The sequence below is a fragment of the Bacteroidales bacterium genome (genome assembly GCA_041671145.1).
GTDB lineage: Bacteria > Bacteroidota > Bacteroidia > Bacteroidales > JAHJDW01 > JAQUPB01.
Genome location: JBAZBZ010000021.1, coordinates 19,158 through 44,245, shown reverse-complemented (window position 1 = coordinate 44,245; position 25,088 = coordinate 19,158). Strand labels below are relative to the sequence as shown.

The 25,088-nt window shown below is 32.4% G+C and carries 21 protein-coding genes; 9 read left to right on the top strand and 12 right to left on the bottom strand.

The window, feature by feature from the left end; genetic code table 11:
- Positions 1 to 172: 172 nt before the first annotated feature.
- Both rodA and WC223_08265 read left to right on the top strand, forming a co-directional pair.
- Positions 173 to 1,435 carry a rod shape-determining protein RodA gene (rodA, locus tag WC223_08270; GenBank protein MFA6924239.1) on the top strand — a complete coding sequence of 421 codons (1,263 nt, stop codon included), beginning with the start codon at positions 173 to 175 and terminating at the stop codon, positions 1,433 to 1,435.
- Between the two features lie 193 nt (positions 1,436 to 1,628).
- Entirely contained in the window at positions 1,629 to 2,822 is a 1,194-nt protein-coding gene (locus WC223_08265) for a peptidase U32 family protein (GenBank protein ID MFA6924238.1), read from the top strand.
- A 374-nt stretch (positions 2,823 to 3,196) separates the two neighbouring features.
- Here WC223_08265 and dprA read toward each other — a convergent pair whose 3' ends face one another.
- Entirely contained in the window at positions 3,197 to 4,288 is a 1,092-nt protein-coding gene (dprA, locus tag WC223_08260) for a DNA-processing protein DprA (protein ID MFA6924237.1), read from the bottom strand.
- Between the two features lie 82 nt (positions 4,289 to 4,370).
- Here dprA and WC223_08255 point away from each other — a divergent pair, with 82 nt between their 5' ends.
- Positions 4,371 to 4,805, top strand: coding sequence for a GtrA family protein (locus tag WC223_08255; GenBank protein ID MFA6924236.1), 435 nt, complete (start codon positions 4,371 to 4,373; stop codon positions 4,803 to 4,805).
- A 16-nt stretch (positions 4,806 to 4,821) separates the two neighbouring features.
- On the opposite strand, the gene WC223_08250 is transcribed toward WC223_08255, so the two are convergent.
- The 5 genes from WC223_08250 to atpD form a co-directional block, all read right to left on the bottom strand.
- Positions 4,822 to 5,454 carry a SagB/ThcOx family dehydrogenase gene (locus WC223_08250; protein MFA6924235.1) on the bottom strand — a complete coding sequence of 211 codons (633 nt, stop codon included), beginning with the start codon at positions 5,452 to 5,454 and terminating at the stop codon, positions 4,822 to 4,824.
- A gap of 31 nt (positions 5,455 to 5,485) precedes the next feature.
- Positions 5,486 to 7,648 (bottom strand): S46 family peptidase, encoded by a 2,163-nt coding sequence (locus WC223_08245; GenBank protein MFA6924234.1) that lies wholly within the window; start codon positions 7,646 to 7,648, stop codon positions 5,486 to 5,488.
- Between the two features lie 69 nt (positions 7,649 to 7,717).
- The gene (ruvC, locus tag WC223_08240) at positions 7,718 to 8,275 is read right to left on the bottom strand and encodes a crossover junction endodeoxyribonuclease RuvC (protein ID MFA6924233.1); all 558 of its coding nucleotides are present in this window, start codon (positions 8,273 to 8,275) and stop codon (positions 7,718 to 7,720) included.
- 133 nt (positions 8,276 to 8,408) lie between these two features.
- Entirely contained in the window at positions 8,409 to 8,645 is a 237-nt protein-coding gene (gene atpC, locus WC223_08235) for an ATP synthase F1 subunit epsilon (protein ID MFA6924232.1), read from the bottom strand.
- A gap of 44 nt (positions 8,646 to 8,689) precedes the next feature.
- On the bottom strand, positions 8,690 to 10,195 hold the full coding sequence (gene atpD, locus WC223_08230; protein MFA6924231.1) for a F0F1 ATP synthase subunit beta: 1,506 nt from the start codon (positions 10,193 to 10,195) through the stop codon (positions 8,690 to 8,692).
- 98 nt (positions 10,196 to 10,293) lie between these two features.
- Between atpD and WC223_08225 the strand changes: the two genes are divergently transcribed.
- Positions 10,294 to 11,223, top strand: coding sequence for a bifunctional riboflavin kinase/FAD synthetase (locus WC223_08225; GenBank protein ID MFA6924230.1), 930 nt, complete (start codon positions 10,294 to 10,296; stop codon positions 11,221 to 11,223).
- 210 nt (positions 11,224 to 11,433) lie between these two features.
- Positions 11,434 to 12,111 (top strand): leucine-rich repeat domain-containing protein, encoded by a 678-nt coding sequence (locus tag WC223_08220; protein ID MFA6924229.1) that lies wholly within the window; start codon positions 11,434 to 11,436, stop codon positions 12,109 to 12,111.
- A gap of 117 nt (positions 12,112 to 12,228) precedes the next feature.
- On the opposite strand, the gene aspS is transcribed toward WC223_08220, so the two are convergent.
- Together aspS and WC223_08210 are read right to left on the bottom strand one after the other, a co-directional pair.
- Entirely contained in the window at positions 12,229 to 13,980 is a 1,752-nt protein-coding gene (gene aspS / locus WC223_08215) for an aspartate--tRNA ligase (protein ID MFA6924228.1), read from the bottom strand.
- A gap of 36 nt (positions 13,981 to 14,016) precedes the next feature.
- On the bottom strand, positions 14,017 to 14,436 hold the full coding sequence (locus WC223_08210) for an energy transducer TonB (protein ID MFA6924227.1): 420 nt from the start codon (positions 14,434 to 14,436) through the stop codon (positions 14,017 to 14,019).
- 487 nt (positions 14,437 to 14,923) lie between these two features.
- On the opposite strand from WC223_08210, the gene WC223_08205 reads away from it, so the two are divergent.
- Positions 14,924 to 15,877, top strand: a complete 954-nt coding sequence (locus WC223_08205; GenBank protein MFA6924226.1) for an ROK family protein — start codon at positions 14,924 to 14,926, stop codon at positions 15,875 to 15,877.
- Positions 15,878 to 15,958: 81 nt separating this feature from the next.
- On the opposite strand, the gene WC223_08200 is transcribed toward WC223_08205, so the two are convergent.
- Complete coding sequence (locus WC223_08200; protein ID MFA6924225.1) at positions 15,959 to 16,705, bottom strand: porin family protein; 747 nt, start codon at positions 16,703 to 16,705, stop codon at positions 15,959 to 15,961.
- A 96-nt stretch (positions 16,706 to 16,801) separates the two neighbouring features.
- On the opposite strand from WC223_08200, the gene WC223_08195 reads away from it, so the two are divergent.
- The 3 genes from WC223_08195 to WC223_08185 all read left to right on the top strand — a co-directional run bounded on the left by WC223_08195 (position 16,802) and on the right by WC223_08185 (position 20,683).
- Positions 16,802 to 17,812 (top strand): DUF2268 domain-containing putative Zn-dependent protease, encoded by a 1,011-nt coding sequence (locus WC223_08195; GenBank protein MFA6924224.1) that lies wholly within the window; start codon positions 16,802 to 16,804, stop codon positions 17,810 to 17,812.
- 383 nt (positions 17,813 to 18,195) lie between these two features.
- The gene (locus WC223_08190) at positions 18,196 to 19,947 is read left to right on the top strand and encodes a gliding motility-associated C-terminal domain-containing protein (protein ID MFA6924223.1); all 1,752 of its coding nucleotides are present in this window, start codon (positions 18,196 to 18,198) and stop codon (positions 19,945 to 19,947) included.
- Positions 19,948 to 20,074: 127 nt separating this feature from the next.
- Positions 20,075 to 20,683, top strand: coding sequence for a hypothetical protein (locus WC223_08185; protein MFA6924222.1), 609 nt, complete (start codon positions 20,075 to 20,077; stop codon positions 20,681 to 20,683).
- Between the two features lie 111 nt (positions 20,684 to 20,794).
- Here the strand turns inward: WC223_08185 and WC223_08180 are convergent, their stop codons facing one another.
- The 3 genes from WC223_08180 to WC223_08170 all read right to left on the bottom strand — a co-directional run bounded on the left by WC223_08180 (position 20,795) and on the right by WC223_08170 (position 24,947).
- Positions 20,795 to 21,496, bottom strand: a complete 702-nt coding sequence (locus tag WC223_08180) for an outer membrane beta-barrel protein (GenBank protein ID MFA6924221.1) — start codon at positions 21,494 to 21,496, stop codon at positions 20,795 to 20,797.
- Between the two features lie 125 nt (positions 21,497 to 21,621).
- Positions 21,622 to 23,250: a hypothetical protein gene (locus WC223_08175; GenBank protein ID MFA6924220.1), complete on the bottom strand. Its 1,629-nt coding sequence runs from the start codon at positions 23,248 to 23,250 to the stop codon at positions 21,622 to 21,624.
- A 212-nt stretch (positions 23,251 to 23,462) separates the two neighbouring features.
- Positions 23,463 to 24,947 carry an MBOAT family O-acyltransferase gene (locus WC223_08170; GenBank protein ID MFA6924219.1) on the bottom strand — a complete coding sequence of 495 codons (1,485 nt, stop codon included), beginning with the start codon at positions 24,945 to 24,947 and terminating at the stop codon, positions 23,463 to 23,465.
- Positions 24,948 to 25,088 lie beyond the last annotated feature (141 nt).

The window sequence follows — 25,088 nt, the reverse complement described above, 5'->3', positions numbered from 1 at the left end:
TTTCATAAATAAAAAAAGGACTGCTTCATTTGAAACAGTCCTTTTTGTTTGATTTTATCTTTCTATATGTAAATGTATTTTCTTATTTTTGTTGTGTTTGATAAAGCAAATGAATTTTTGAAACGATTTTCCCGTTTGAATTGTAAACAGTTCAGCTATTTTTTTATACTAAATGAGAGAACAGAAACACATATTTCAGAACATTGACTGGCTGATGATAATAATTTATTTGTTGCTTGTTTTTATCGGATGGCTGAATATATACGCTTCATGTTACAATGAGGAGCGTAAAAACATTATGGATATGTCACAGAAGTATGGAAAAGAGCTTATATGGATTGGTTCGGCTTTATTTATTGCACTTGTAATTCTGATTATTGATGGAAAATTTTATTCGGCTTTTGCCTATATCATTTATGGTTTGGCAATGTTGTTTCTTATTTCAGTTTTATTTTTAGGAAACAAAACTTCCGGTGCCCAGTCATGGTTTCAGATAGGTGAATTTAAACTTCAGCCGGCAGAGTTTGCGAAATTCGCTACAAATCTTGCTATTGCCAGATACCTTAGTTCTTTTGATATAAAGTTAAAAGACACTAAAACAAAATTTATGCTCGGCGTTTTATTGGGAATACCATTAATCTCTATTATACTTCAGAATGATACCGGCTCTGCATTGGTGTTTATGGCGTTTTTCCTTATATTTTACAGGGAAGGTTTAACAGGTAATGTGGTTTTACTTCTCGGTTTACTTATCATTACACTTTTTCTGATGACTTTACTCATTGATAAATTTATTCTGAGTTCAATAATCGGGTGCCTTTTAATACTGATATATTTATTATTCAGAAAAGCAAAAAAAATAATAATGTATTTGTCTTTTGTGTTGGTATTGAGTGTAGGATTTGTTTTCAGTGTGGATTATATTTTTAATGATGTCCTTGAATCACACCAAAAAGACAGAATAAATGTTCTTCTTGGCAAAAAAGTTGACCCTAAAGGTGTAGGGTATAATGTTAATCAATCCAAAATCGCAATTGGTTCCGGAGGATTTCTGGGAAAGGGCTTTTTGCAAGGCACACAAACAAAATTTGATTTTGTTCCCGAACAAAGTACCGATTTTATTTTTTGTACAGTAGGTGAAGAGTGGGGGTTTGTCGGAAGTATTATAGTTATTGGTTTATTTCTCGGGCTGATTGTCAGGATTGTTTTCGTTGCCGAGAGGCAACGTTCGGCATTCGTCAGAATATACGGATATGGCGTGGCTTCGGTGTTGTTTTTTCATATTGTTGTGAATATAGGAATGACAATCGGAATAGTTCCTGTTATTGGGATACCACTGCCCTTCTTTAGTTACGGCGGCTCTTCACTTTGGGCTTTTACAATTTTACTTTTTATTTTTATTAAACTTGATGCGTACAGGTTGATGTTGCTGTAAAAATTAACTCTATAGAAATATTTTAAAAAAGTATTTTAAAATTTTACCGTGCAAATCTGAAAATTAATTTTAAATCTGCACGGTTGTTTTTTTGTAAATTTGCAGTTAAAATAAATATATTTTGAAAATAAAACCTCAAAAACCAATACTCAAACCGGAAATAACCTCGCCGGTTGGCTCGTATGAATCGCTCATGGCTGCAATACAAGCCGGAGCCGATTCGGTTTATTTTGGTGTCGAAAATCTTAATATGCGTTCAAGGTCATCAATAAATTTTACACTTAAAGACCTTGAAGAAATTTCAAAAACTTGCAGGAAAAATAAAGTAAAATCTTACGTTACCGTAAATACAATAATTTATGATAGCGAAATTGAACAAATGAAAGCCATAATTGATGCTGCAAAAAAAAATAAAATAAATGCAATCATTGCATCCGACCAGTCGGCAATAAATTATGCAAACAAAGTTGGAATGGAAGTTCATATTTCCACTCAATGCAATGTTTCGAATATTGAATCTGTTGAATTTTATTCCAGATATGCAGATGTGATGGTAACTGCCAGAGAATTGTCATTAAAACAAATTGCTTCAATTATCAAAGAAATTGAAAAAAGAAAAATAAAAGGACCTTCGGGAAAGCTTGTAAAGATTGAAATTTTTGCACATGGTGCTTTATGTATGGCAATATCAGGCAAATGTTATTTGAGTTTGCATACTCAGGGTTCATCGGCAAACAGGGGCGCCTGCATACAGCCATGTCGCAGAAAATATTTTGTAACCGATGCTGACGAAGGCGTGGAAATTAAAATTGACAACCAATATATAATGTCGCCTAAAGATTTATGCACAATAGGTTTCATTGACAAAATCATTAAGGCAGGCGTAAAAATATTAAAAATTGAGGGAAGAGGTCGTTCACCTGAATATGTAAAAACAGTTACACAATGTTATCGCGAGGCGGTTGATGCTTATTTCGCAGGGAATTATGAGCAGGATAAAATTAACAGATGGATGGGAAAGTTAGGAACTGTTTACAATCGCGGGTTTTGGGATGGCTACTATTTGGGAAAAAAACTCGGGGATTGGACTGAATGCTACGGCTCGCAAGCTACAAAACAAAAAATATATGTCGGGAAAATCACAAATTACTTTTCAAAACTTAAGGTTGCTGAGGTTAAAATTGAAACAAGTTTCCTGAATATATGCGATGAAGTCATAATCACAGGTCAAACCACAGGTGTTGCTGAATTAAAAATTCAGGAAATAAGAGCGAATTTAAAAAAAGTTAAAAAAACCGTAAAGGGAGATATTTGTTCTATTCCGGTTCCACAACTCGTCAGAAGAAATGATAAACTCTATAAAATTATTGACGTGGAAGAGTTTTGATTAATTTTTTTACTCTCAAAAATATTAAAGCAAAGAAATACAAACAAAATTCAGTTATAACACTTTTATAATTTTTATTATAAAGTATTTACTTTATCACCTATAAACTGCTCTCATTTGTTTTTAAGTTGTTTTAATAAATGTATGAAAAAACAACCAAAATAATTAAGAAAGCAGTATAAACAAACCAGTAAAAATTTTCTCTTATTAATACTATTGCTTTCATGGCTATTTTATTTTTAAAGTTTTATTATTAAAATTACGATAAAAACAAACTATATTCAATCAGTAATCAGTATAAGGTATAAAGAAACAAGTAAACGGTATTGATAAATAAGTTAAAGGCAGAAAGAAAGATATGTTTAAAAGGAGAATTAAATTCGTTTATAAATCTTTCCCGGCAAACTTTTCAGAAGCCCAGAGAACTCAAGATTTAATAATGCTGCTGAAATCCTGCCATGACCGAGTTCTGTTTTATAACATATAGCATCAATCGGCAAGCTTTCATTTTCATTCAGGAAGTTCATTATTATTTTTTCATCATCTGACATTTCAACAAATAATTTTTTTTGAATATTTCCTTTTTTATTTTGTTTGTCTTCCCAGTTCATGAAATAAATAATATCGCGTGCAGATTCAACAAGAGCGGCTTTATTTGTTTTTATGAGATAATGGCATCCTCTTGAATATTCATCGTTTATTCGCCCGGGAACAGCAAATACATCGCGGTTGTAACTATTGGCAATTTCCGAGGTAATTAACGAACCGCCTCTTTCTTTTGTTTCAATAACAAGCACTGCATCTGCCATGCCGGCAATAATGCGGTTTCTCTTCGGAAAGTTCGGAATATCCGGCTTTGTTTTACTAATGAATTCGGTTAATATGCCACCATTCTTGAGCATTTTTTCTGCAACTGGTTTATGTACCGAAGGATAAATCATATCGAGTCCATGACCAAGCACAGCAACGGTTTTCAGATTGTTTTCAAGAGCCGTTTTATGTGCGCATATATCAATTCCATAAGCAAGCCCGCTGACAATAAATACATCAAGAGAACTCAATTCTTCGATAATTTTTTTGCATATTTCTTTTCCATATTCAGTGGCTTTACGGGTACCGACAATTGCAAGTGTTTTCTGAACATTCAGACAAGCATTGCCTTTATAATAAAGAATTACCGGACTGTCAGAGCAGTTTTTTAATCTTTCAGGATAATCCTTATCAAGAAAAAACAAAGGAGTGATTTTGTATTTTTCAATAAACCGTATTTCTTCTTCGGCTCTTTTCAGGATATTCTGAGTGATTATAGCTTTTGCCGTAATATCACTTATTCCGGGAATTCTGACCAAATGCGCTTTCTTTTCCTTAAAAACATTTTCAATTCCTCCGCAATAAGCAATTAATTTTTTTGCAGTAATATCACCCACTCCGGGAATTAGCGTTATGCCGATTTTGTATGTTAACAATATGTTATATATTTGAATTTATTTTAATAAACTGAACCGGACAAAATTATTTTTTTATTTTAAAAGAAAAAAATAAATATTTTTGTTTCCTGAAAAAGTGCCTGAAAAAATTGATTTTATGACAGCTATTAATTTTAGTGAGGATTTCGTTTTTAAATTCATTCGGTTTTGTGTGGTGGGTTTTACAGGTGTTTTCATTGACTTCGGAATCACTTTTTTATGTAAAGAAATTATTAAAATTCAGAAATACGTTTCTAATGCAACGGGCTTTACAATAGCTGCAACAAGCAATTACTTTCTGAACAGATGGTGGACATTTCACAGTGGAAATCCTGATATAGTTGTTGAGTATTCCAAATTTTTGTTTATTTCAATAATCGGACTTGGAATAAATATGCTTATTCTGTGGATACTTGTTAGCAAGTATAACCGCCACTTTTACCTTTCAAAACTTTTTGCAATAGCAATAGTTACAATCTGGAATTTTTTCGCAAATGTGGCATATACGTTTTGCTGAAAAACTGATTCTGGAATCATTCCCCGGAATATCCTACAGCATGTGTAAATGTTATGTATTGGTCGTCTTTTAACTGCAGTTCTTTTGTGAGCATTTCCCTGTCGAACATACCTTTAATGACATTGCTGAGACCTGCAGAAGCACAATACAAATAAACATTTTCGGCAATAGAGCCGGTGTCAACCCCGTAATAAAGCATTTTACGCGTTTCATCGGCTTTTCCAAACTTCGAGCCTTCTCCAACGTAAATTAAATTAACAGGGGCAATTTTATTGAAATCCTGAGTACCTGTTTTTTCACGAATATCATTTTTAAATAATTGTTTTAAAGAGTGAGTAGTTACATCATACAAATAAACACCCGATTTGAGAGCTGCATAAATGCTTATATAGTATTTGGCATTTGCACTTGGTGCTGTTCGCTTTCCGTTTGCATGGCTAATTCCGTCAGCCGCCCAAAGCAGGTTTGATAATTCCTGCAGCGACAAATCCTTGCTGCTGAAACTACGGTTGCTTGAACGTTTTTTAAATGCTTCCATTAATGGCTTTCCGCCTGTTGTATCGGGCTTTGGTAAAATTATGTCCTGCGCATTTATAATTTGTAAGTTTGCCATAATTGTAATTAGGATTAGTTTGATTTTATTTTTCATTTTTTATGAAATTTAATTTGACAAAAATAAATCAATTTTCAGTAATTCTCATTTCATTTAATAAGTTATTTGCACCAGCATATTTGTCAACAATAAACAAAATATACCGAGCATCAACAACAACATTCCTGCATATTTTCGGTTCGTACATTACATCGCTCATTGTGCCTTCCCAGTTTCTGTCGAAATTTATACCGATTAATTTTCCTTCACCGTTTAAAACAGGACTTCCCGAATTGCCGCCGGCAGTGTGATTTGAAGCAATAAAACAAACAGGCATTGTTCCGTTAATCCCGTATTTTCCATAGTCCTTGTTCTTGTACAAAAGTTTTAATTTTTCTGGAACACTGAATCCTTTTCTTGATGTATCTTCTTTTTCCATGACTCCGTCAAGTGTTGTGCAATAAAGATAATGCACAGCATCATTCGGATAATAATCATCAACTTTTCCGAAGTTAACACGCATGGTTAAATTTGCATCGGGATATAGTTTTTTATCGGGCTGCATTTCGCAAAGTGCTTTAAAATATACTCTTTGCAAACTGTCAATTTTTATATTCAATTCCTGAAATGGCGGTAAAATATTTTTAAAATAATTGTCATTGAGTTTCATCGACAAATTAAATATCGGGTCATTGAGTATTTTTGATGCTTTTGACGGTTTATATTTGTTTAAAAAATTTGTAATTTTTTCCCCAGAAGTAAAAATAGAATTTTCAAAAATATAATCAGCATACTTTTTATAATCACAGTTGAATTTTGTGTTTATAATTTCGAGAACTTCGGGACGAACAGATTTATCAAGTCCTTCATAATATAATTTTATTAATGCTTCAAACATTTTTTTGTCGTAAGATTTGTTATAATTGGTAAAAAACTTTTTTGCATCGTTTTTACATTGCTCTGTTATTTTATTTATTTCTTCTTTTGAAATATTTTTATCCTGACTTTTATTTATAAGATTATTGAGCCCGCTTGCATATTTGAAAATTTCTATTGAAGCAGCTATTTCATTATAATAAATGCTTGCCTGATTCACCGGTGTTAGTTTTTTATAAATCAATTCAAAATCATTCAGCAATTCCCCGTAAGTTTTTTCTCTGTTTTCGTTTTCATTTGCCCATTGAATAAATTTTTGCTCAAGTTGTTTTTTCTTGCCAACAACATCATATTTTATAATTCCTTTATTTTCGCCCATCCATTTTTTCCAGCCGTTTGCAATATTTGCATATCTATGAGCATAACGAAGATAAATACTTTCCGAAGTTTTCATATATTCATCCATAATTGATAGACGCACTTCCCTGATTTTTATTTTTGACGGGTCTTCATATTTTGAAAGCATTTCGACACCGTAAGAAGTAAGATATTCCGTTGTCCTGCCGGGATAACCAAGTACAATTGTGAAATCATCCTTTTTAATTCCTTTGGCTGAAATTGTTATACTTTTTTTAGGTTTATAAGGAACATTATTTACGGAATAATCGGCAGGTTTATTTTCTGCATTTGCATAAATTCTGAAAAAACAAAAATCGGCATTATGGCGGGGCCAAATCCAATTGTCATCTTCACCTCCGAATTTGCCGATAGATTCGGGCGGTGCACCAACAAGACGAATATCTTTGAATACTTCGCTCACAAAAAGATAGTACTCATTGCCGTAAGAAAATGGTTTTACTTTTGCAATGTAATTTATATTTTTTACTGCTTCCGCTTCAATTTTTTTTATAGCACCATCAACAATTTTTCCTCTTTCGGTTTCACTCATATTTGATGTAACGTCAGCAAGAACCTGTTGAGTAACATTTTCTATTCTTACAAGAAAAGTTACTGTTAATCCTTTTGCCTGTATTTCCTCATTATGATTTGCTGCCCAAAAACCATCTTTTAGATAATTTTTTTCAACAGTGCTGTTTGCCTGAATCTGACTGTATCCGCAATGATGATTTGTAATAATTAATCCTTCTTCGGAAATAACAGATGCGGTGCAACCGCCGCCAAACAATACAACCGCATCTTTTAAACTCGAGTTGTTGATGCTGTATATATCTTCAGTCGTTAGTTTTAATCCTCTGCTCTGATAATCCGACATGTTGAGTTGCTCCAATATGAGCGGCAGCCACATTTCATCATCGGCGAAAATTGGCTTGAAAAATGAAATTGCTATAAAAAAAATGAAGAAGAATTTTTTCATGGTTTTTTGTTATGCTTATTTTTAAAACCCTTCAAGGGTTACAAACCTTTGAAGGATTTTAGGCTAATTTTACAATTTTTTCAACCTCTCCGGATTCTCTGTTATAAATGCTTTCCAGCCAGTATAAGATTTTTTCTTTTCGGTAATTCTATTTTGAAAATAATGACAAACGGCTGCTGCAAGTGCATCGGTAGTATCTAAAAATTCGGGCATTTCTTTTATATTCAATAAATTTTTCAGCATATATGCAACTTGTTCTTTTGTTGAATTTCCTTTGCCTGTGATTGATTGTTTTATTTTTCTCGGTGAATACTCAAAAGTCGGAACTGTACGATACAAAGCTGCTGCAATTGCTACACCCTGTGCCCTGCCGAGTTTAAGCATTGATTGAACATTTTTTCCGAAGAAAGGTGCTTCAATAGCCAAATCATCGGGTTTGTATTCGTCAATCAAACTTAATGTTCTTTCAAAAATTTTCTGAAGTTTTATGTGATGGTCATCGTATTTTTTGAGTTGAAGAACACCAAGAGAAAGCACTTCAACATTTTTACCGGCAATTTGAATAATGCCGTAACCCATTATATTTGTTCCCGGGTCAATTCCTAATATTATTCGGTCGGTTTTCAAGAATTTTATTAATTAATCCGTATGTTTACATAAAATTAAAAATTGCCACAGATTCTCAGATTTAATCATTTTATCAGTGAATCTGTGGCTTATTTATTTGAATTTATTAGATTTTCACGACTTTATATACTAATTATTCGGCAAGCACAATTACCTTATTTTTCAATACTTCCACAGCACCTCCATTTATTTCGAAAAACTGATTTTTCTTTTCGCTGTCAATAATTTTTATTTTTCCTTTTTTCAAAATTGAAATTAAAGGAGCATGTTTGTTAAGTATTTCAAAAGAGCCATCAATACCGGGAAGCTGGAGCAAACTCACTTCGCCTGAAAATAATTTTGTATCGGGAGAAATTATTTCTAAAAACATAAAATCAGTTTAAAGTTTTCAGTTACTGTTCACTATTGATTGAACTATTTTGCTTCTGCGATTAAGCGTTTTCCTTTTTCAATTGCTTCTTCAATAGTGCCGACCATGTGAAATGCATTTTCGGGATATTCATCAACTTCGCCGTTTATAATCATATTGAATCCTTTGATTGTATCTTCAATAGTTACAAACACACCGGGCATTCCTGTAAATTGTTCTGCAACATGGAAGGGTTGCGATAAAAACCGTTGTATTTTTCTTGCACGCTGAACAACAAGTTTATCTTCATCGGAAAGTTCATCCATGCCGAGTATTGCAATAATATCCTGAAGCTCCTTATATCTCTGAAGAATTTCTTTAACTCTTTGAGCCGTATCGTAATGTTCTTTTCCAACAACTTCGGGAGATAAAATTCTTGAAGTTGAATCGAGCGGGTCAACGGCAGGATAAATTCCAAGTTCTGAAATTTTACGGCTTAAAACTGTGGTTGCATCAAGATGCGAAAATGTTGTTGCGGGAGCAGGGTCGGTAAGGTCATCGGCAGGAACATAAATTGCCTGAACCGAAGTGATGGAGCCCCTTTTTGTTGAAGTGATTCTTTCCTGCAAAATTCCCATTTCTGTTGCAAGTGTTGGCTGATAGCCCACTGCCGATGGCATACGTCCCAGAAGTGCTGATACTTCCGAACCTGCTTGCGTAAAACGGAATATATTATCAATAAAGAAAAGTATGTCTCTGCCGCCTGTTTTTTCATCACCGTCGCGGAAATATTCGGCAACTGTTAAACCCGACAGGGCAACTCTTGCACGTGCTCCCGGAGGTTCATTCATTTGTCCGAAAACAAGTGTTGCCTGCGAATTTAAAAGTTCTTTTTTATCAACCTTCGATAAATCCCAGCCGCCTTTTTCCATACTTTCTTTAAATTCTTTTCCATATCTTATAACTCCCGATTCTATCATTTCTCGTAAAAGGTCGTTTCCTTCTCTTGTTCTTTCACCAACTCCTCCAAAAACCGATAATCCTGCATATTTTTTTGCAATATTATTTATGAGTTCCATAATAATTACAGTTTTTCCGACTCCAGCTCCACCGAATAATCCGATTTTACCACCTTTTGAATATGGCTCTATAAGGTCAATAACTTTTATGCCCGTATAAAGAACTTCTTTTTTTGTTGTGAGGTCTTCATATCTCGGCGGCTCTCTGTGAATAGGATAGCTGTTTGTTTTAGGAACAAAACCAATACCGTCAATTGCTTCACCGATAACGTTAAACAATCTGCCATATATTGTTTCACCGGTTGGCATGGTAATATAGTCGCCGGTAGCAACAACATCCATTCCTCTTCTCAAGCCATCAGTGGAATCCATAGCAATAGTTCTGACAGTATTTTCGCCGGTATCCTGCTGACATTCTATTATGAGCTTCTGACCGTTGTCTCTTGTTATTTCAAGAGCTTCATAAATATTCGGAAGTTTAGTGCCTTGTTCGAATACAACATCAATAACAGGACCTATTATCTGAGCTATTTTACCTATATTTCCTGACATAATTTTATTGTTTTTATAATTACAAATCTACTATAATATTCTAAAAAAGCAATTATTTTAAATTTTTTTTTAAATTTGGGAAAAATAAAAAACTCAATTTGAAAATTTACAAAAACCTAGAAAAATTTTCTGACTTCAAAAATCCGGTAGTTACTGTTGGAACATTTGATGGAGTTCACAAAGGACATCAGAAAATAATTGAAATGCTAAATAGTTCGGCTAAAGAATTTAAAGGCGAGTCTGTAATAATTACTTTTGAACCGCATCCGCGCCTTGCTTTATATCTTGCTGGTAAGGAAATTGAGTTACTTAATACGAAAGAAGAAAAATTAGAATTGCTCGAAAAATCCGGAGTTCAAAATACTATTGTATTTGATTTTACAACTGAGTTTTCGAAAATGAAACATGATGATTTCATTAAGGAAATTTTAATAGAAAAAATCAAAGTGAAAAAACTTATAGTTGGTTATAATCATCATTTCGGGCTTAATAGAGAAGGAAACTTCGACTACTTTCAGCAATCGGGTAAGTTGTATGATTTTAATATTGAAAAAGCAGAACAGGTGGAAGTAAATGGAGTTCCTGTAAGTTCCTCAAAAGTCAGAGAAGCATTGTTAGAAGGAAATATAAAGCTTTCAAATGATTATCTCGGTTACGATTATATTTTAACCGGAAAAGTTATAGGAGGCAATAAAATAGGCAGAAATATAGGTTTTCCAACTGCTAATATTCAAATTGAAGAAGCGAGCAAGCTCATTCCCAAAAACGGTGTCTATGCAGTAATTATTGAATTTGATAAAAAACATTATAAGGGAATGTTGAACATAGGCATACGCCCTACTTTCAATTTCAAAATGAGAACAATTGAAGTGAATATTTTTGATTTTGAGGATGATATTTATAATAAAAAAATTAAAATTTATTTTAAGGAAAGAATTCGTGATGAAATGAAATTTTTAACTATTGATGCCCTCAGAGAACAGATAAATTCAGATAAAACCAAATGTAAAAATATACTTGGACTATAAAAAAATTATATGAAATATCCATGCAATTAGAAAAAGTTGCACAAACCGTAAATGATTAAAAATTCAGTGCTATTTTCAACAAAGAAATGCATGGATATTCACGAGCAGGTTGATAGGTGGGCTTTTGCGGGAGCGAGTAACTAAAAAAGCTAAATAAACAAAACAGCAAATTAACAGTAGAAATATTAATTACTTACAAAATTTAAACAGATGAAAAAAATTATAATTTTACTGATTACATTATTTTTTGTTGTTAAGTTGTATTCTCAGGAAACTGGTAAAAGTCCTGTGGATACTAAGAGTCCTTTAGATTCAGAAAAAATTCTTCAGCAAAAATTAGATACTTTTTATAAAGCACTTGACTCGCTAAATCTTAACAGTTACGAAGAATATACATCGCTTGAAGAAGCATCAAAACATCCTGACAGTGTTTTCAAACTTGTTTTAAAACGAAAAGGATACAAGACATTTCCTATAGAAATATTAAAGTTCAAGAATCTTCTGGTATTAAATCTCAGGAATAATAAAATCTCAGAGATTCCTCCCGAAATCGCCGAACTTAAAGAATTGAGAGTACTAACTATTTCAAAAAATAAATTGACGGAATTATCTTCATCGGTTTGTAAACTGAAAAAACTTATTGCACTTAATGCTTCCGAAAACCAAATAGAAACTGTATCAAGAGATATAGAATTGCTTCAGAATTTGCAATTCTGGGATATGTGGGGAAATAGTTTGAACACTCTTCCTTCTGAAGTAAAAAACTTAAAAAAACTCAGATTTCTTGATTTAAGGGTTATCTCAATTGACGAACAACACAAAAATGCAATAGAATCGTTATTACCTCAGGCAAGAGTTGAATTTTCTTTCAATTGTAATTGTCACTAAAAACATTTCACATCATTAGTCAATAGTCATTGGTCATTAAGAAATAGAGGCATGAAAAATTTAGCAATCATTACGAGCTTCGCTGTCGTGATAAATTCAACAATAAAACAATTTTTATTATTTTTTCAAATCAATTTTCAAATTTAATTCCTTTAGTTGCTCGTAGGAGATGTTAGAGGGAGAATCAATCATAACATCACGTCCTGCATTGTTTTTCGGAAATGCAATAAAATCGCGGATTGAGTTGCATTCACCGAATAGTGTACACCAGCGGTCGAAACCGAAAGCAATACCACCATGAGGAGGAGCGCCGTATTCAAAAGCATTCATCAGAAATCCGAATTGCTCTTGTGCTTCTTTCTCGGTAAAACCAAGAACCTTGAACATTTTATTCTGCAATTGCTTATCGTGAATTCTTATTGAGCCGCCGCCAATTTCAACACCGTTTATAACTAAGTCGTAAGCATTTGCTCTCACAACAATCGGATTGTGGTCGAGCAGCGACATATCTTCCGGCTTGGGAGAAGTAAACGGATGATGTTTTGCATAATAACGATTCATTTCTTCGTGCCACTCAAACAGAGGAAAATCCAAAACCCAGAGGGGGCAATATTTTTTATTATCTATTAACCCAATCCTGTCAGCCATTTCCAAACGCAGTTCCCCCAAACATTTTCGCGTTTTATCTTTTTGTCCGGCAAGAATTAAAATTAAATCATTCGTTTTTGCATTAAATTTTTCAGCAATTTTTTTTAAATCTTCCTGAGGAAAAAATTTATCAACGGATGATTTATAAGAACCGTCATTTCCGACTTTAACATATATCAAACCAGTTGCACCTATCTGCGGTTTTCGTACAAATTCGGTAAGCTCATCAAGCTGCTTTCTTGTGTATTCTCCGCAACCTTCGGCACAAATACCTACAACAAATTCCGCTTCATCAAAAACTTTAAATCCTTTTCCTCTGGTTACATCATTAAGTTCAACAAATTTCATTTCAAAACGAATATCGGGTTTATCGGTGCCATAATATTTCATCGCATCCTGATATGACATTCTCGGAATTTTTTCTAAATCGATTTCTTTTATTTTTTTAAACAAATGTTTAACGAGTCCTTCAAATGTTTCAAGAATAGCTTCCTGAGTTACAAACGACATTTCGCAATCTATTTGTGTAAATTCGGGTTGACGGTCGGCACGTAAATCTTCATCGCGGAAACATCGGACAATTTGGTAATATCTATCGAAACCGGCAACCATCAATAATTGCTTGAATGTTTGAGGTGATTGCGGCAATGCATAAAATTCGCCGGGATTTGTTCGTGAAGGTACAACAAAATCACGAGCTCCCTCAGGTGTTGATTTGATTAAAAACGGTGTTTCTATTTCAATAAAATTTATTGAATTCAGATATTCTCTTGTTGCATTTGCCATTTTGTGGCGGAGTTCAAGATTGTTCTTATTCACATTTCTTCGCAAATCCAGATACCTGTATTTCATTCGCTGTTCTTCGCCGCCATCGGTGTTGTCTTCAATTGTGAATGGCGGAAGTTTTGATTCATTTAGTATTTCAAAACTATCAACTATTATTTCAATTTCGCCGGTTGAAATTTTTAAATTTTTATTGCTTCTTTCAGCAACGTTTCCGTTAACAGAAATCACAAATTCTCTTCCGAGTTTTCTGGCTTCTTCACATAAAGCAGAATTTGCGTCCATGTTAAAAACCAATTGTGTTATTCCATATCGGTCGCGCAAATCAATAAATGTCATTCCGCCCAAATCTCTTGAACGCTGCACCCATCCGCATAAAGTAACTTTTTTATTTACATCTTTAATTGTTAATTCTCCGCAAGTATTTGTTCGTAGCATATTTTAAGATTAAAAGATTGAAAAATTAAAAAAGATTTATTTATTTTTATTCGAATTTTCTAGGGTAAAAATAATAGGCATATTATATTGAACTCTTACAGGTTTTCCTGATTGTTTTCCGGGTAACCATTTGGGCATTAATTTAATAACTCTTAAAGCTTCTGCATCGCAACCTCCTCCGATACTTCTTATAATTCTTACATCAGTTACATTTCCTTTTTCATCAATAACAAAGGTAACATATACTTTACCTTGAATTCCATTATTCTTTGCTTCTTGAGGATATTTAACATTTTCTTGTAAAAACCTAACTCTTGCTTCATCTCCCCCCGGATATTGAGGCATTTCTTCAACAATAGTAAAAACAGGTTTTAAAGTATCTTTTTTTTGTTCCTGCGAAAAATTTTTATTAAAAAAACAAAGTACAAGAAAAAAAATGAATAGAAGTTTTTTCATTTTTAAATGTTATTAGGATTACAAATTTAAAAAAATAATTTACTATAAAAACTAATTCCTTACTACTTAGAGTTTGTCCAGAATGTCCGAGTTCTTCGTTATTCTCGTTTTACAAATCAGTCATTTACTACAGTAAACTCCTGATTTGTAAAACTTCGAAAGCCTCGAACTCGGACATTCTGAACCAAACTCTCGACTTTATGAACAGACACTACTTACTTGATGACAAATAACTTTAAACCTTAAACTTTTTTATTACATTTGTTAAATCAAAATAATAAATATGAAATATCCATGCAAATCCGCCAGCAGCGAACACAAACCGTAAATGATTAAATGAGCAGTGCACCTTTCAACAAAGTAATGTATGGATATTCACGAACAGGTTGTGCGGTTGGTTTTTGTGGGAGTGAGTAACTAAAAAAGATAATTAACCAAAACAGCAAATTAACAGCAGAAATATTAATTACTTATAAAATTTAAACACATGAAAGAAGCAGCAATCGGAATTGACATTGGTGGAACCAACACTGTTTTTGGTGTGGTTGACAGGCATGGAAATTGTCTTATTAGAAATTCTATTTTCACAAATTCGTCAATTTCTCCCGAAAGATTTTTTAAAATTTTATATGAGGAAATTGAAAAAACTTTAAAAATAGTAAAAGAAAAAATCGAATTAAAAGGAGTGGGAATAGGAGCGCCGAATGGAAATTTTTACAAAGGAACAATTGAATTTGCGCCAAATCTTAAATGGAAAGGTATTATTGATGTTGTTGGGATTTTCAAAAAATATTTTGATGTTCCTGTTTGCCTTACCAATGATGCCAATGCTGCTGCTATCGGAGAAATGATGTACGGCGGAGCTAAGAGAATGAAGGATTTTATTGTAATTACCCTTGGCACCGGTTTGGGAAGCGGAATAGTGGCAAACGGAGAATTGATATACGGACATGATGGATTTGCAGGCGAGATAGGTCACACAATTTATGATTACAATGGACGGAAGTGCGGTTGCGGGAGAAAAGGATGTCTTGAAACTTACGTTTCGGCAGGTGGAATTAAAAAAACTTTTGTTGAACTTCTAAAATTAAGAAATAATAAAAGTGAACTCCGAAAAATTTCTTTTAATAAATTAACAACTGAAATGATAAGCAAAGCTGCAAAACAGGGAGATAAAATCGCTTTGGAAACTTTCGAAATAACAGGTAAAATTTTAGGCGTAAAACTTGCCGATACTGTAGCTCATACAAGTCCTGAGGCAATATTTCTTTTCGGAGGTGTTGCAAAAGCAGGCGACTTGATTTTTAAACCTACAAAATATTATCTGGAGAAAAAATTACTTAAAATATATAAAAACAAAATAAAACTTTTACCCTCGGTTTTAAACGATAGCGATGCAGCAATTTTGGGAGCAAGTGCTCTTGTGTGGAAATTACGGTAAATAAAGTGTAACTGTTTTTGCTATTGGGTTAAAATTACTAACAACCCTGCGATGGTTCCGAACCATCGCAGGGTTTGGTATTTAGAATAAAATACCTAATGTAAGAGAAACAAAATTTGAAATTGCGTTTTGTTTTAAAGCTATTCCTTTTTTGTCAAAAAGATCTTTTGAATCTTTTTTCAGAACATTTGTAAAACCATTGTTGTAGTTTACACCTACAACCAATGATGTTGTTCCGGCAAGATTTAGTTCAAAGCCAAGTCCAATATTTAGTGCAAGTCGTAAGAAATTAATATCGCTTGCAATATCAACAGCTTCATTTGTTGTTACATTGCTTGTTCCTTCCGTTTTGCCTTCATCGTTGGCAAGTGCTTTAATTTTAAATCCAACATCAACACCAAACTGACCGAAATAAGTCATAGAGCCAATTTCATTTGTTCTTAGTTTTAAAAGAACCGGAAGTGTAATGTATCTTAATTTGTAATTTCTATTTAATATATAAAATTTCTTAGAGGTGTCTTTTTCAGGTTTGTAGTACGTTGAATCGTCTGGGGGGATTGGAAATACGAGAGTTCCGCCATTATTGGTTATTTCAATACCTGTAGAAAATGCGTAGTTGGAAGTAAAGTTAAAATCGGTCATCAACCCATAAGCAAAACAAAATTTAGGTGATTTTGATTCAAATAATTTGCTGTCAGGTTTCATCCATGCAAGAGAAGGAACTGCTTTAAGTCCGAAACGAAAATTTTTGTCATTTGGTTTACTTTGTGAATAACTTATTTCAAATAAAAATAAAGTTATAAATACTAAACAGAATAACTTTTTCATAATTTTGAGGTTTAATTAATAATTTACTGCAATATTAATAAAATTTTTTTCATATAAAAAATCATTATTATCCGACTAATTTTAAAATTTATACAAATGAAATCTTATATCAAATTATTACTATGCCTATTATTATTTTCCTGTCATACAAAAAAGGAAAAGTTAAATGTTGATGTCAGCAAAGTGAAAATTGAAAATATTGAAATAAAAAGATTGGATAAGGATTTGTTTATAAATGATGCTAAATCGCTGAAAGCAAAATTACCGTATCTGCTGAAAACATACAGCAATTTTTTTATTTCTTATTCAAGGGATATTCTTATGGCAGAAAATTATAAGGATTCTGTTTTTATTTATAAAATTTTAAATTTTGTGAACGATGCCGATATTAAAAAAATACAGGAAGATTGTATAAAAGAGTATCCTGATTTGAATAATCTCAACAATCAGTTTAACGATGCATTCAAACATTACAAATACTATTATCCCGACAAAACTATACCTAAAATCTTCACATGTGTAAGTGGTTTTAATTTTCCCGTATTTGTAACTGACAGTATTATAGCAATTGCTCTTGATATGTATCTTGGAGAAAATTCGGAATATTATCCGAAACTTACAATACCTGCATATAAAAGACGCACCATGCGAAAAGAATATATTGCAGTTGATGGCATAAAAGCATTAGCTTATAAGTTTTTTGAATTTAAAAGTAAATCAAATACGCTGGTGGATAATATGATTTATGAAGGAAAAATAATGTATTTCATTGATGCAATCTTACCCGATTATGAAGATACTTTTAAAATAGGTTTTAGTTTAAAGCAATTAGAATGGTGTAAAAAGTACGAATCTAAAATGTGGGCGTATATTGTTGATAAAAAAATTCTATTTACTCAAAATGAACTTGAGATAAAAAAGTTTATTTCCGATGCACCATCCACATCAGTTTTTCCTAAGGAATCACCGGGAAGAACAGGTGTTTGGCTCGGCTGGCAGATAGTTAAAAGCTATATGAACAACAACAAAATACCTCTTCAGCAATTAATGAACGAAAATGATGCAAATAAAATATTGTCATTGTCGCGGTATAAGCCGAAAAGATAAGAAAGTTTGTTGACTGACGAGATTGTCTTTAAAAGTGCTCTGTGTAATTCTGTGCATTCTCTGTGGTTCTCTGTGTTATTTCTTATTTTATTGTTACACAGAGATTCACAGAGCAGTCACTGAGAGCCACAGAGAAAAAAATACTAAAATTTTACTTCTGAGACAGCTTCATCAGTTTAATTTAGCCCCGGAATTTACCTTGAAATACACCCTGTTTTATGAATAATCAGTTGTGATTTAATTAAAAATTGAAACTTATATTAAAGTTTTAACGTATAATGTGTAAAGGAAAATTTTACCGATTACCAACAAATAAGAATTTTAAAATTTGCATTTATCCATTGCATTTACTACATTTATGCTATAATTTTAAGTTTATGAAAATGAAAAAAAATGTTATACTCTGCATTTTATTTGTAGCTACGTTATTTTGTTTCAGAACTTCTGCTCAGCCGATTTTGACCAACAATAATGCAATTATGCAAGCTACACCCGGCTCATTGATACAAATAAACGGTTCCGCAAATATTGTCAATAATAAATTCCATAATGATGGAAGAACCATTATTGACGGTGATTTTATTAATCAGGGACTTACCGAAGGTGACGGAATTTATGAAGTAACCGGAAACTGGATTAATGATGTTACGTTCAATTGTGATTTAAGTACTGTTAAACTCACAGGTGGCAATCAGCTTATTACAAGCGGCACCGCACAAAGTACTACTTTTCATGACCTGTTACTTATGGGAACTGCAGGAAGTATAAAAAGACAAACTGTAGATGCAAGTGTTAATAATTTACTTGATTTACTTGACCATGAGCTTGCAACTGATGCTAATGTTATGTACATTAAAACCTCTAATGTAAATGCAATTACAAGAACTACGGGTTTTGTGAGCAGTATAGGAAACGGAAGATTATCAAGAATTACAAATTCAGCTAACAGTTATTTATTTCCGGTTGGTTCAAGTTTGATTACTGCAAGATACCGTCCTGTTGAACTCACACCAACAACCACCAATGCTAATACTTATGCAGTAAAACTCGTAAACAACAATGCAACCATTGATGGATATAATGTTGCTTCAAAAGACGATTCACTTTGCTGGGTTAATAATTTGTTTTATCATGTTATTGAAAGAACAAGTGGCACAAGTCCTGCCAATATTACAATGTACTATATAAAAGTAAACGACGGAGTATTTGATGTGATAACACATTGGGATGCTTCCCCAACACCTTTAGAATGGCATGTTACTGCTTTAAATAATACAACAGGCATTACAACCATGGATTATGTTGCTACAGTTAATCCAAGTGATTTGTCTCTGCTTAATCATCCTTTTGCACTTGGAGTAAAAGGTCCTTCAATAATTAATCTTGCCGGTTCGAGCGGTTTTTGTGCTGACGACGACAGTTTATTTACATACACTGTTAACGGACCTTCTGACAGTGCTTATTTTTGGTCAATAACAGGAGGAACTATCGTGGGCGTTGATTCTGCAAAAACAGTTAAAATAAAATGGAATATTCCCGGAGGAACGGGAACAGTTTCCGTTTATTACAAAGGACAATACTGTAATTCAAAAACATTGAATTATAATGTAACTATATTTCCACTACCAATTGCGGCATTCACATATACACCAAATACAGAAATTTATGAGGATGATTTGATAAGCTTTATTAATAACAGTATCGGCGGAAGTTATTATCTATGGAGTTTCGGTGACGGAAAAAATTCCGAACAATTCAACCCATATCATATTTATGGAACCAATGGTAAAGATACCGTGATACTGATTGTTCGTTCTTCAAACGGATGCTTGGATACAACATACCAAGTAATTGACATACCAGAAGCAATGGATGTTCCAAATGTGCTTACTCCCAATGGCGACGGCTATAACGATTTCTTCAAATTAAGAAGCAGCGGTATCAAAGAATTTAAACTGGCTATTTACAACAGGTGGGGTAATTTAATTTGGGAAAGCACCGACCATAATATTGGATGGGATGGTAAAACAAAATCTGGAATTGAAGCTGCTGAAGGAACATATTATTATGCGATAAGTGCCAAATCCAGTACGAAATCATATAATAAAACCGGATACGTCACTCTGATGAGGTAAATTGTACCGATTTCCGCAATTGTGCGATTAATAGTTAATGCAGATATACAAAATTTTAATCCAATAAATTGAACTATCATATATTTGTTCCACATCATTCAATAAAATTTTCTGTTGAAAAATTATCATGGAATTTCGTATTGCAAAAATAATTTCATATTTATTTCATCCATTATTGATGCCTACAATATGTATGTTTTTGGTATTATACATAAATTCATATATATCTTTTGCTCTTAACCCGGAGGGGAAAAATATTATTATACTTATGATTTTTGTTTTAACATTCCTGCTTCCTTCGGTTATTATTTTATTTTTAATAAAAAAGGGTGTGGTAAAAAATATTGAAATGGATAGCCTTCAGGATAGATTGTTGCCATACCTCATAACAGCTGTTTTTTATTATACTTCTTTTCGCATTTTGAAAAATTTTGAACTTCCTTATATTATCCGTAATATTTTTCTCGGAGCAACTGTGTCGGTGATAATAGTATTGCTTGTTAATATTAAATGGAAAATAAGTGCTCACATGGTTGGCATTGGCGGACTTACCGGTTTTATTATTGCTCTGGCACAGCATGTAGGCAACAACCTGAATTTATATCTGATTATTTCTGTTTTTATATCGGGGTTAATTGGTTTCTCGCGACTCAAACTTAATGCCCACAATCCTTCACAAGTTTATACCGGCTTTATTGTTGGATTAACTGTAATGCTCGTTTTTGTTCTGATTTAAAAAAGTGTAAAGTCTAAAGATAAAACAACAATTCATTGCTGGCATATATGCAGAATGACAGGCACAACTTGAAACCTTAAACTTTAGACTTTAAACTCTTTAATGACTATTTTACAAAAACAAAAAAGTAATACCAATTGTGAAAGGAATATATTCTTTAAGTATCTGCTGGTTTACATCTGTAGTTTTATTTTCTTTAAATAAGCTTGAAAGAGAGTAATAACAACTTATAGAAATATTCCCATATCCTATTCTTCCTGTAATGCCGTATCTGAAAGGTTCGATGTTTTTAATGTTGGCTGTTTTGGTTTTAAGGTTATTTCCACTTCCGTCAGGATTTTTTCCTTTATATTTTGTGTGCGAATTTATTAAATATCCTGCTTTCATGCCGGCAGAAATATTTATGCTTTTACCTTTTTTCGGACTGAAAAATATTTCCAGCGGTATGTCAAGATAAGTAACGGATAATTTATTTTTTTTCATCTTCAGTGAGTCGGGAATTTCAGTAAATACAGTTCTGTTGAATATATCATTACTCAAAAACATATTGTAATTAATATTATGAGAAGTTATACCTAATCCATACATGATACCAACCGGACTTTTACCGAAATATTTTTTTGATACAGAAAATAATTCTGCTCCAAGTGATATTGGCTTTACATCAATATTGTTGGCAGCATTAAGCCACATATCGCTGTTTATGCTGAATAAAACTTTTGCTTTTGATTTAAACTTTTTTGTACTATCCGATTGAGCAAACAGTCCGGTAATTAGCAATGAACACATCAACAATAAAACTAATTTTTTCATAATATTTTAATGATTTGGTTTATAATAATATTTTTAAGTTAGAATGTTTTGTAATTACTACAAAATTAATACCAATATTTTATGCAAAACTAAAGAAAATATTTCACATGGGTTTTAAATTTTTTTTAAAAGTCGAAATAATGATTAAGAATATCGGTTTTGAATGTAAAAAATAAAAAAGTATTCCGCTTTTTTATTGAATCGGTTTTTTCGGTTCTACGTAATAAACCTAATTCAAAACGCATATTTGTTCTGGGATTTATTAAATAAGCAATTCTACATTCTTCATAAATGAGAGTGGTTTCTAAACCCTGTCCGATATAATTATTATAAAGATGAAGAGCACTATTGTCAGAATAAAAAATGTTTCTGCCGAGATTAACATAACTTGTATCAGTGCCATACATCGCATAGTTTATTTTTAATTCAATAATGATTTTATCAAGGTAATCGCTGAATCTGTAATTCAATATTGATACAGATTCATAAAAATTTGCTCCCAGCGGATGTGCCAGCGGTTGATTATAATTCGAATAATTTTGTGCGGGAACAGAATGAGAATAAGTGTAAGGTCGCACTGCGTTAAATTCGGTTTGAAAAAATAAATTTTCGCACTTTAAAAAATCAAAAAACTTAATGCCTAATTGGTATCCATATTTATTTTTATAATAACCGGGATATTTTGCGTTAAACTTATTATCGTCGAAAACCAACTGCATGTATGCAATATTTTTCTTCGCAATTTTATATTTACCGGTAAAACTCACCATAGCATTATTATCGGAATGAAGAGAAGAAATTTGAAACGGAGAATAAAAGAGCAACGGATTTGCATAATCAATTTTATATTCTGCTTTTTTCGGAACTATTTTCCAAATCACTGCATCAAAGAAACCGATATTAAGACGGTGATTTACATTATAACTCAGAAAATGAAATGTGGCATATTTTTTCTGATAACCCATTTGATATTCCCTGCCCATCAAAGGTTCTTGAAATGTTGCATAAATTGATGTGTATTGTATTTTCCAGAATTCACCTGTAAGTTGCAGAAAAGGATAATTATATGAATTATCGGAAAGCAGCAATGAACGATAACCATCGCCGATAAAATGTTTTCCGTTTCCGAATTGAATGTTCAGAAATCTGAATGGAGAATAAGAAATTTTCCCGGCAGAATTTGCAAAGTCAAAACCACGTGTTTTAAAAGGTTTTGCGAGTCCTTCGCCAGGTACAATAAAATAAGAATTATCGGCTTTATATAATTTTATTTTATTGGAAATATAATCGGGAAATATTACCTGATTTTCGGTATATGAAGAATAAAATGAAAATCTTTTGCCAACTTTTCCGGTAATCAGAAATCCTCTGGAGTTTGTGAAGTAATTGTTTTTTTCTTTTAATAAAGTTCCTGCCTGAAAATCAAATAAAGGGTCGATAGTGAATTTGTAATCCTCGCCTTTAATAGTAAAAAAATTATCGTATTTTAGTTTTGCCCATAGAACTTTATTTTTTCTTGCTTTCATCAAAATACTGTCATGTTTTCTTTCAATGTTAAAGAGAGAATCAATAAATATAGTTTTTAGTTCTATGTATGGTTTTAATGTAGTATGTTCGTTTTTATTATTTAAACAAAATCCCCGCTCTACATAAAAGCTATTATCTCTGCTGAATGGATACAAAAAGCTTTGCGCATTTGCCGTGCTTACTGAAATTAAAAAAAATAATATTATTTTGTTTTTGGGGTTGAACATTTTTTGCTTTGAGAGATTTGAAAATACAAAGTTAAAAAGTTTATAAATATGAATTATAAAAGTTGGTTGGAATTATTGCTATTTGTCTTGACTATGATTTTTGTGATTTATATGATTACCCTGAAAATAAAATAAAATCATAGAAGTATCTGTCCATAAAGTCGAGAGTAATGAAAAAATCGGACATTATGGACAAACTCTAATTACATCAATTAAAACTCCAGATAAATAAACGGCTGCACTTTTGCACTTACCGCCTGGTAAATAAAAATTATTGAAGCTACAAGAATTAAACTTTTGTAAGCCCAGTGCAATTTGGAATATTTCTGAACCAGCAGGTCGTTCCACTTCATGGGTGTAAAATGCAAAGTATATGCGAAAAGCATCATCATGAAAGGATATTTATAAAGAGTGAGCCATTGCCCTGCTAAACTTAAATTAAAGTCAGAAAATATTTTTGAAAAGATTTGTCCGGCAATAGATAAATCAGCTGACTTGAAAAGAATTATCGAAAAACTCACAAAATGAAAAGTAAGAAATATGCTTATGAAATTATAAACCTTAGTTGGTATTTTTTTTGAAATTTTCGTTCTGAAATCCTGAGAAATAATATCCCATGTCAGCGCAAGTCCATGAAAATAGCCCCAAAGCACGAATGTCCAGCTTGCTCCATGCCACAATCCGGAAATAATAAAAGTGAGCAAAACAGCAAGTACAATTCCTGTTTTTTTATACTGGCGAAAATTGTAAGAAAGTGTATAAAACAAATATTCGCTGAGCCAACGCGAGAGTGTAGTGTGCCAGCGGCGCCAGAAGTCGGTTATGTTTTTTGCAAGAAACGGCTTATTAAAATTTGCATCTATTGTAAAACCAAGCAACAGGGCAATTCCTATTACTATATCGGTATAACCCGAAAAATCGCAATAAACCTGAATTGTAGCTCCATAACTTGCCATCAGATTTTCGAATCCGGTAAAAAAATTCGGACTGTCAAAAACCCTGTCAACAAAATTTGCAGCAATAAAATCGGAAATAAAAACTTTTTTGAAAGCACCTGTCATTATTAGAAAAAAACCTTTCCCGATTTTTTCTTCGGTGATGTTTATTTTGTTTCTAAACTGCGGTAATATGTCGCGGGCTTTGGAAATAGGACCTGCAAGTATGTATGGAAAAAAAGAAACATATAAAAGATAATTTACATAACTTTTTTCGGGCTTGTCAATTACTTCACGATGCATATCTATGATGTAACTCAAACTTCTGAAAACAAAAAATGAAATTCCAATCGGTAAAATAATATTAAGCACTAACGGAGGCATATCCGGACGTGTTATTCTGAAAAAATTTTCTAAAAGAAAATTTGAATATTTGAAAAATGCAAGACAGCCAGCATTTATGACAACCGAAAGTGTGAGAAAGAAATTTCTTTTGAATTCATTTTTCGTGAAATATATTGCTCTTCCGATAAAATAATCGGAAGTTGCCATTATAACAAGCAAGATTACTGCGGCTCCGCTGACTTTATAATAAAAATATAAACTGAATATTAAAATCAGGATGTTTCTATGGCGGGTATTATCATAAACTAAAGCATAAATGCTGTAAAAAAAAGTAAAAAGCATAAAAAATAAAACGGAGTTGTAAATCAAAGGACTTCCGTTATTATATTTTAATATCTCAAAGAAATTCTGCATCATTTTTAATTTTTATCTCTGCGACTCTCTGTGAATACTCTGTGTAACAAAATATTACACGGAGTTACACAGAGTTTTGAAAATCCTCATTAAAAATTGGTTTTACAAAAAAGAAAAACCAAAATTATTCAAATATTGTTTAAT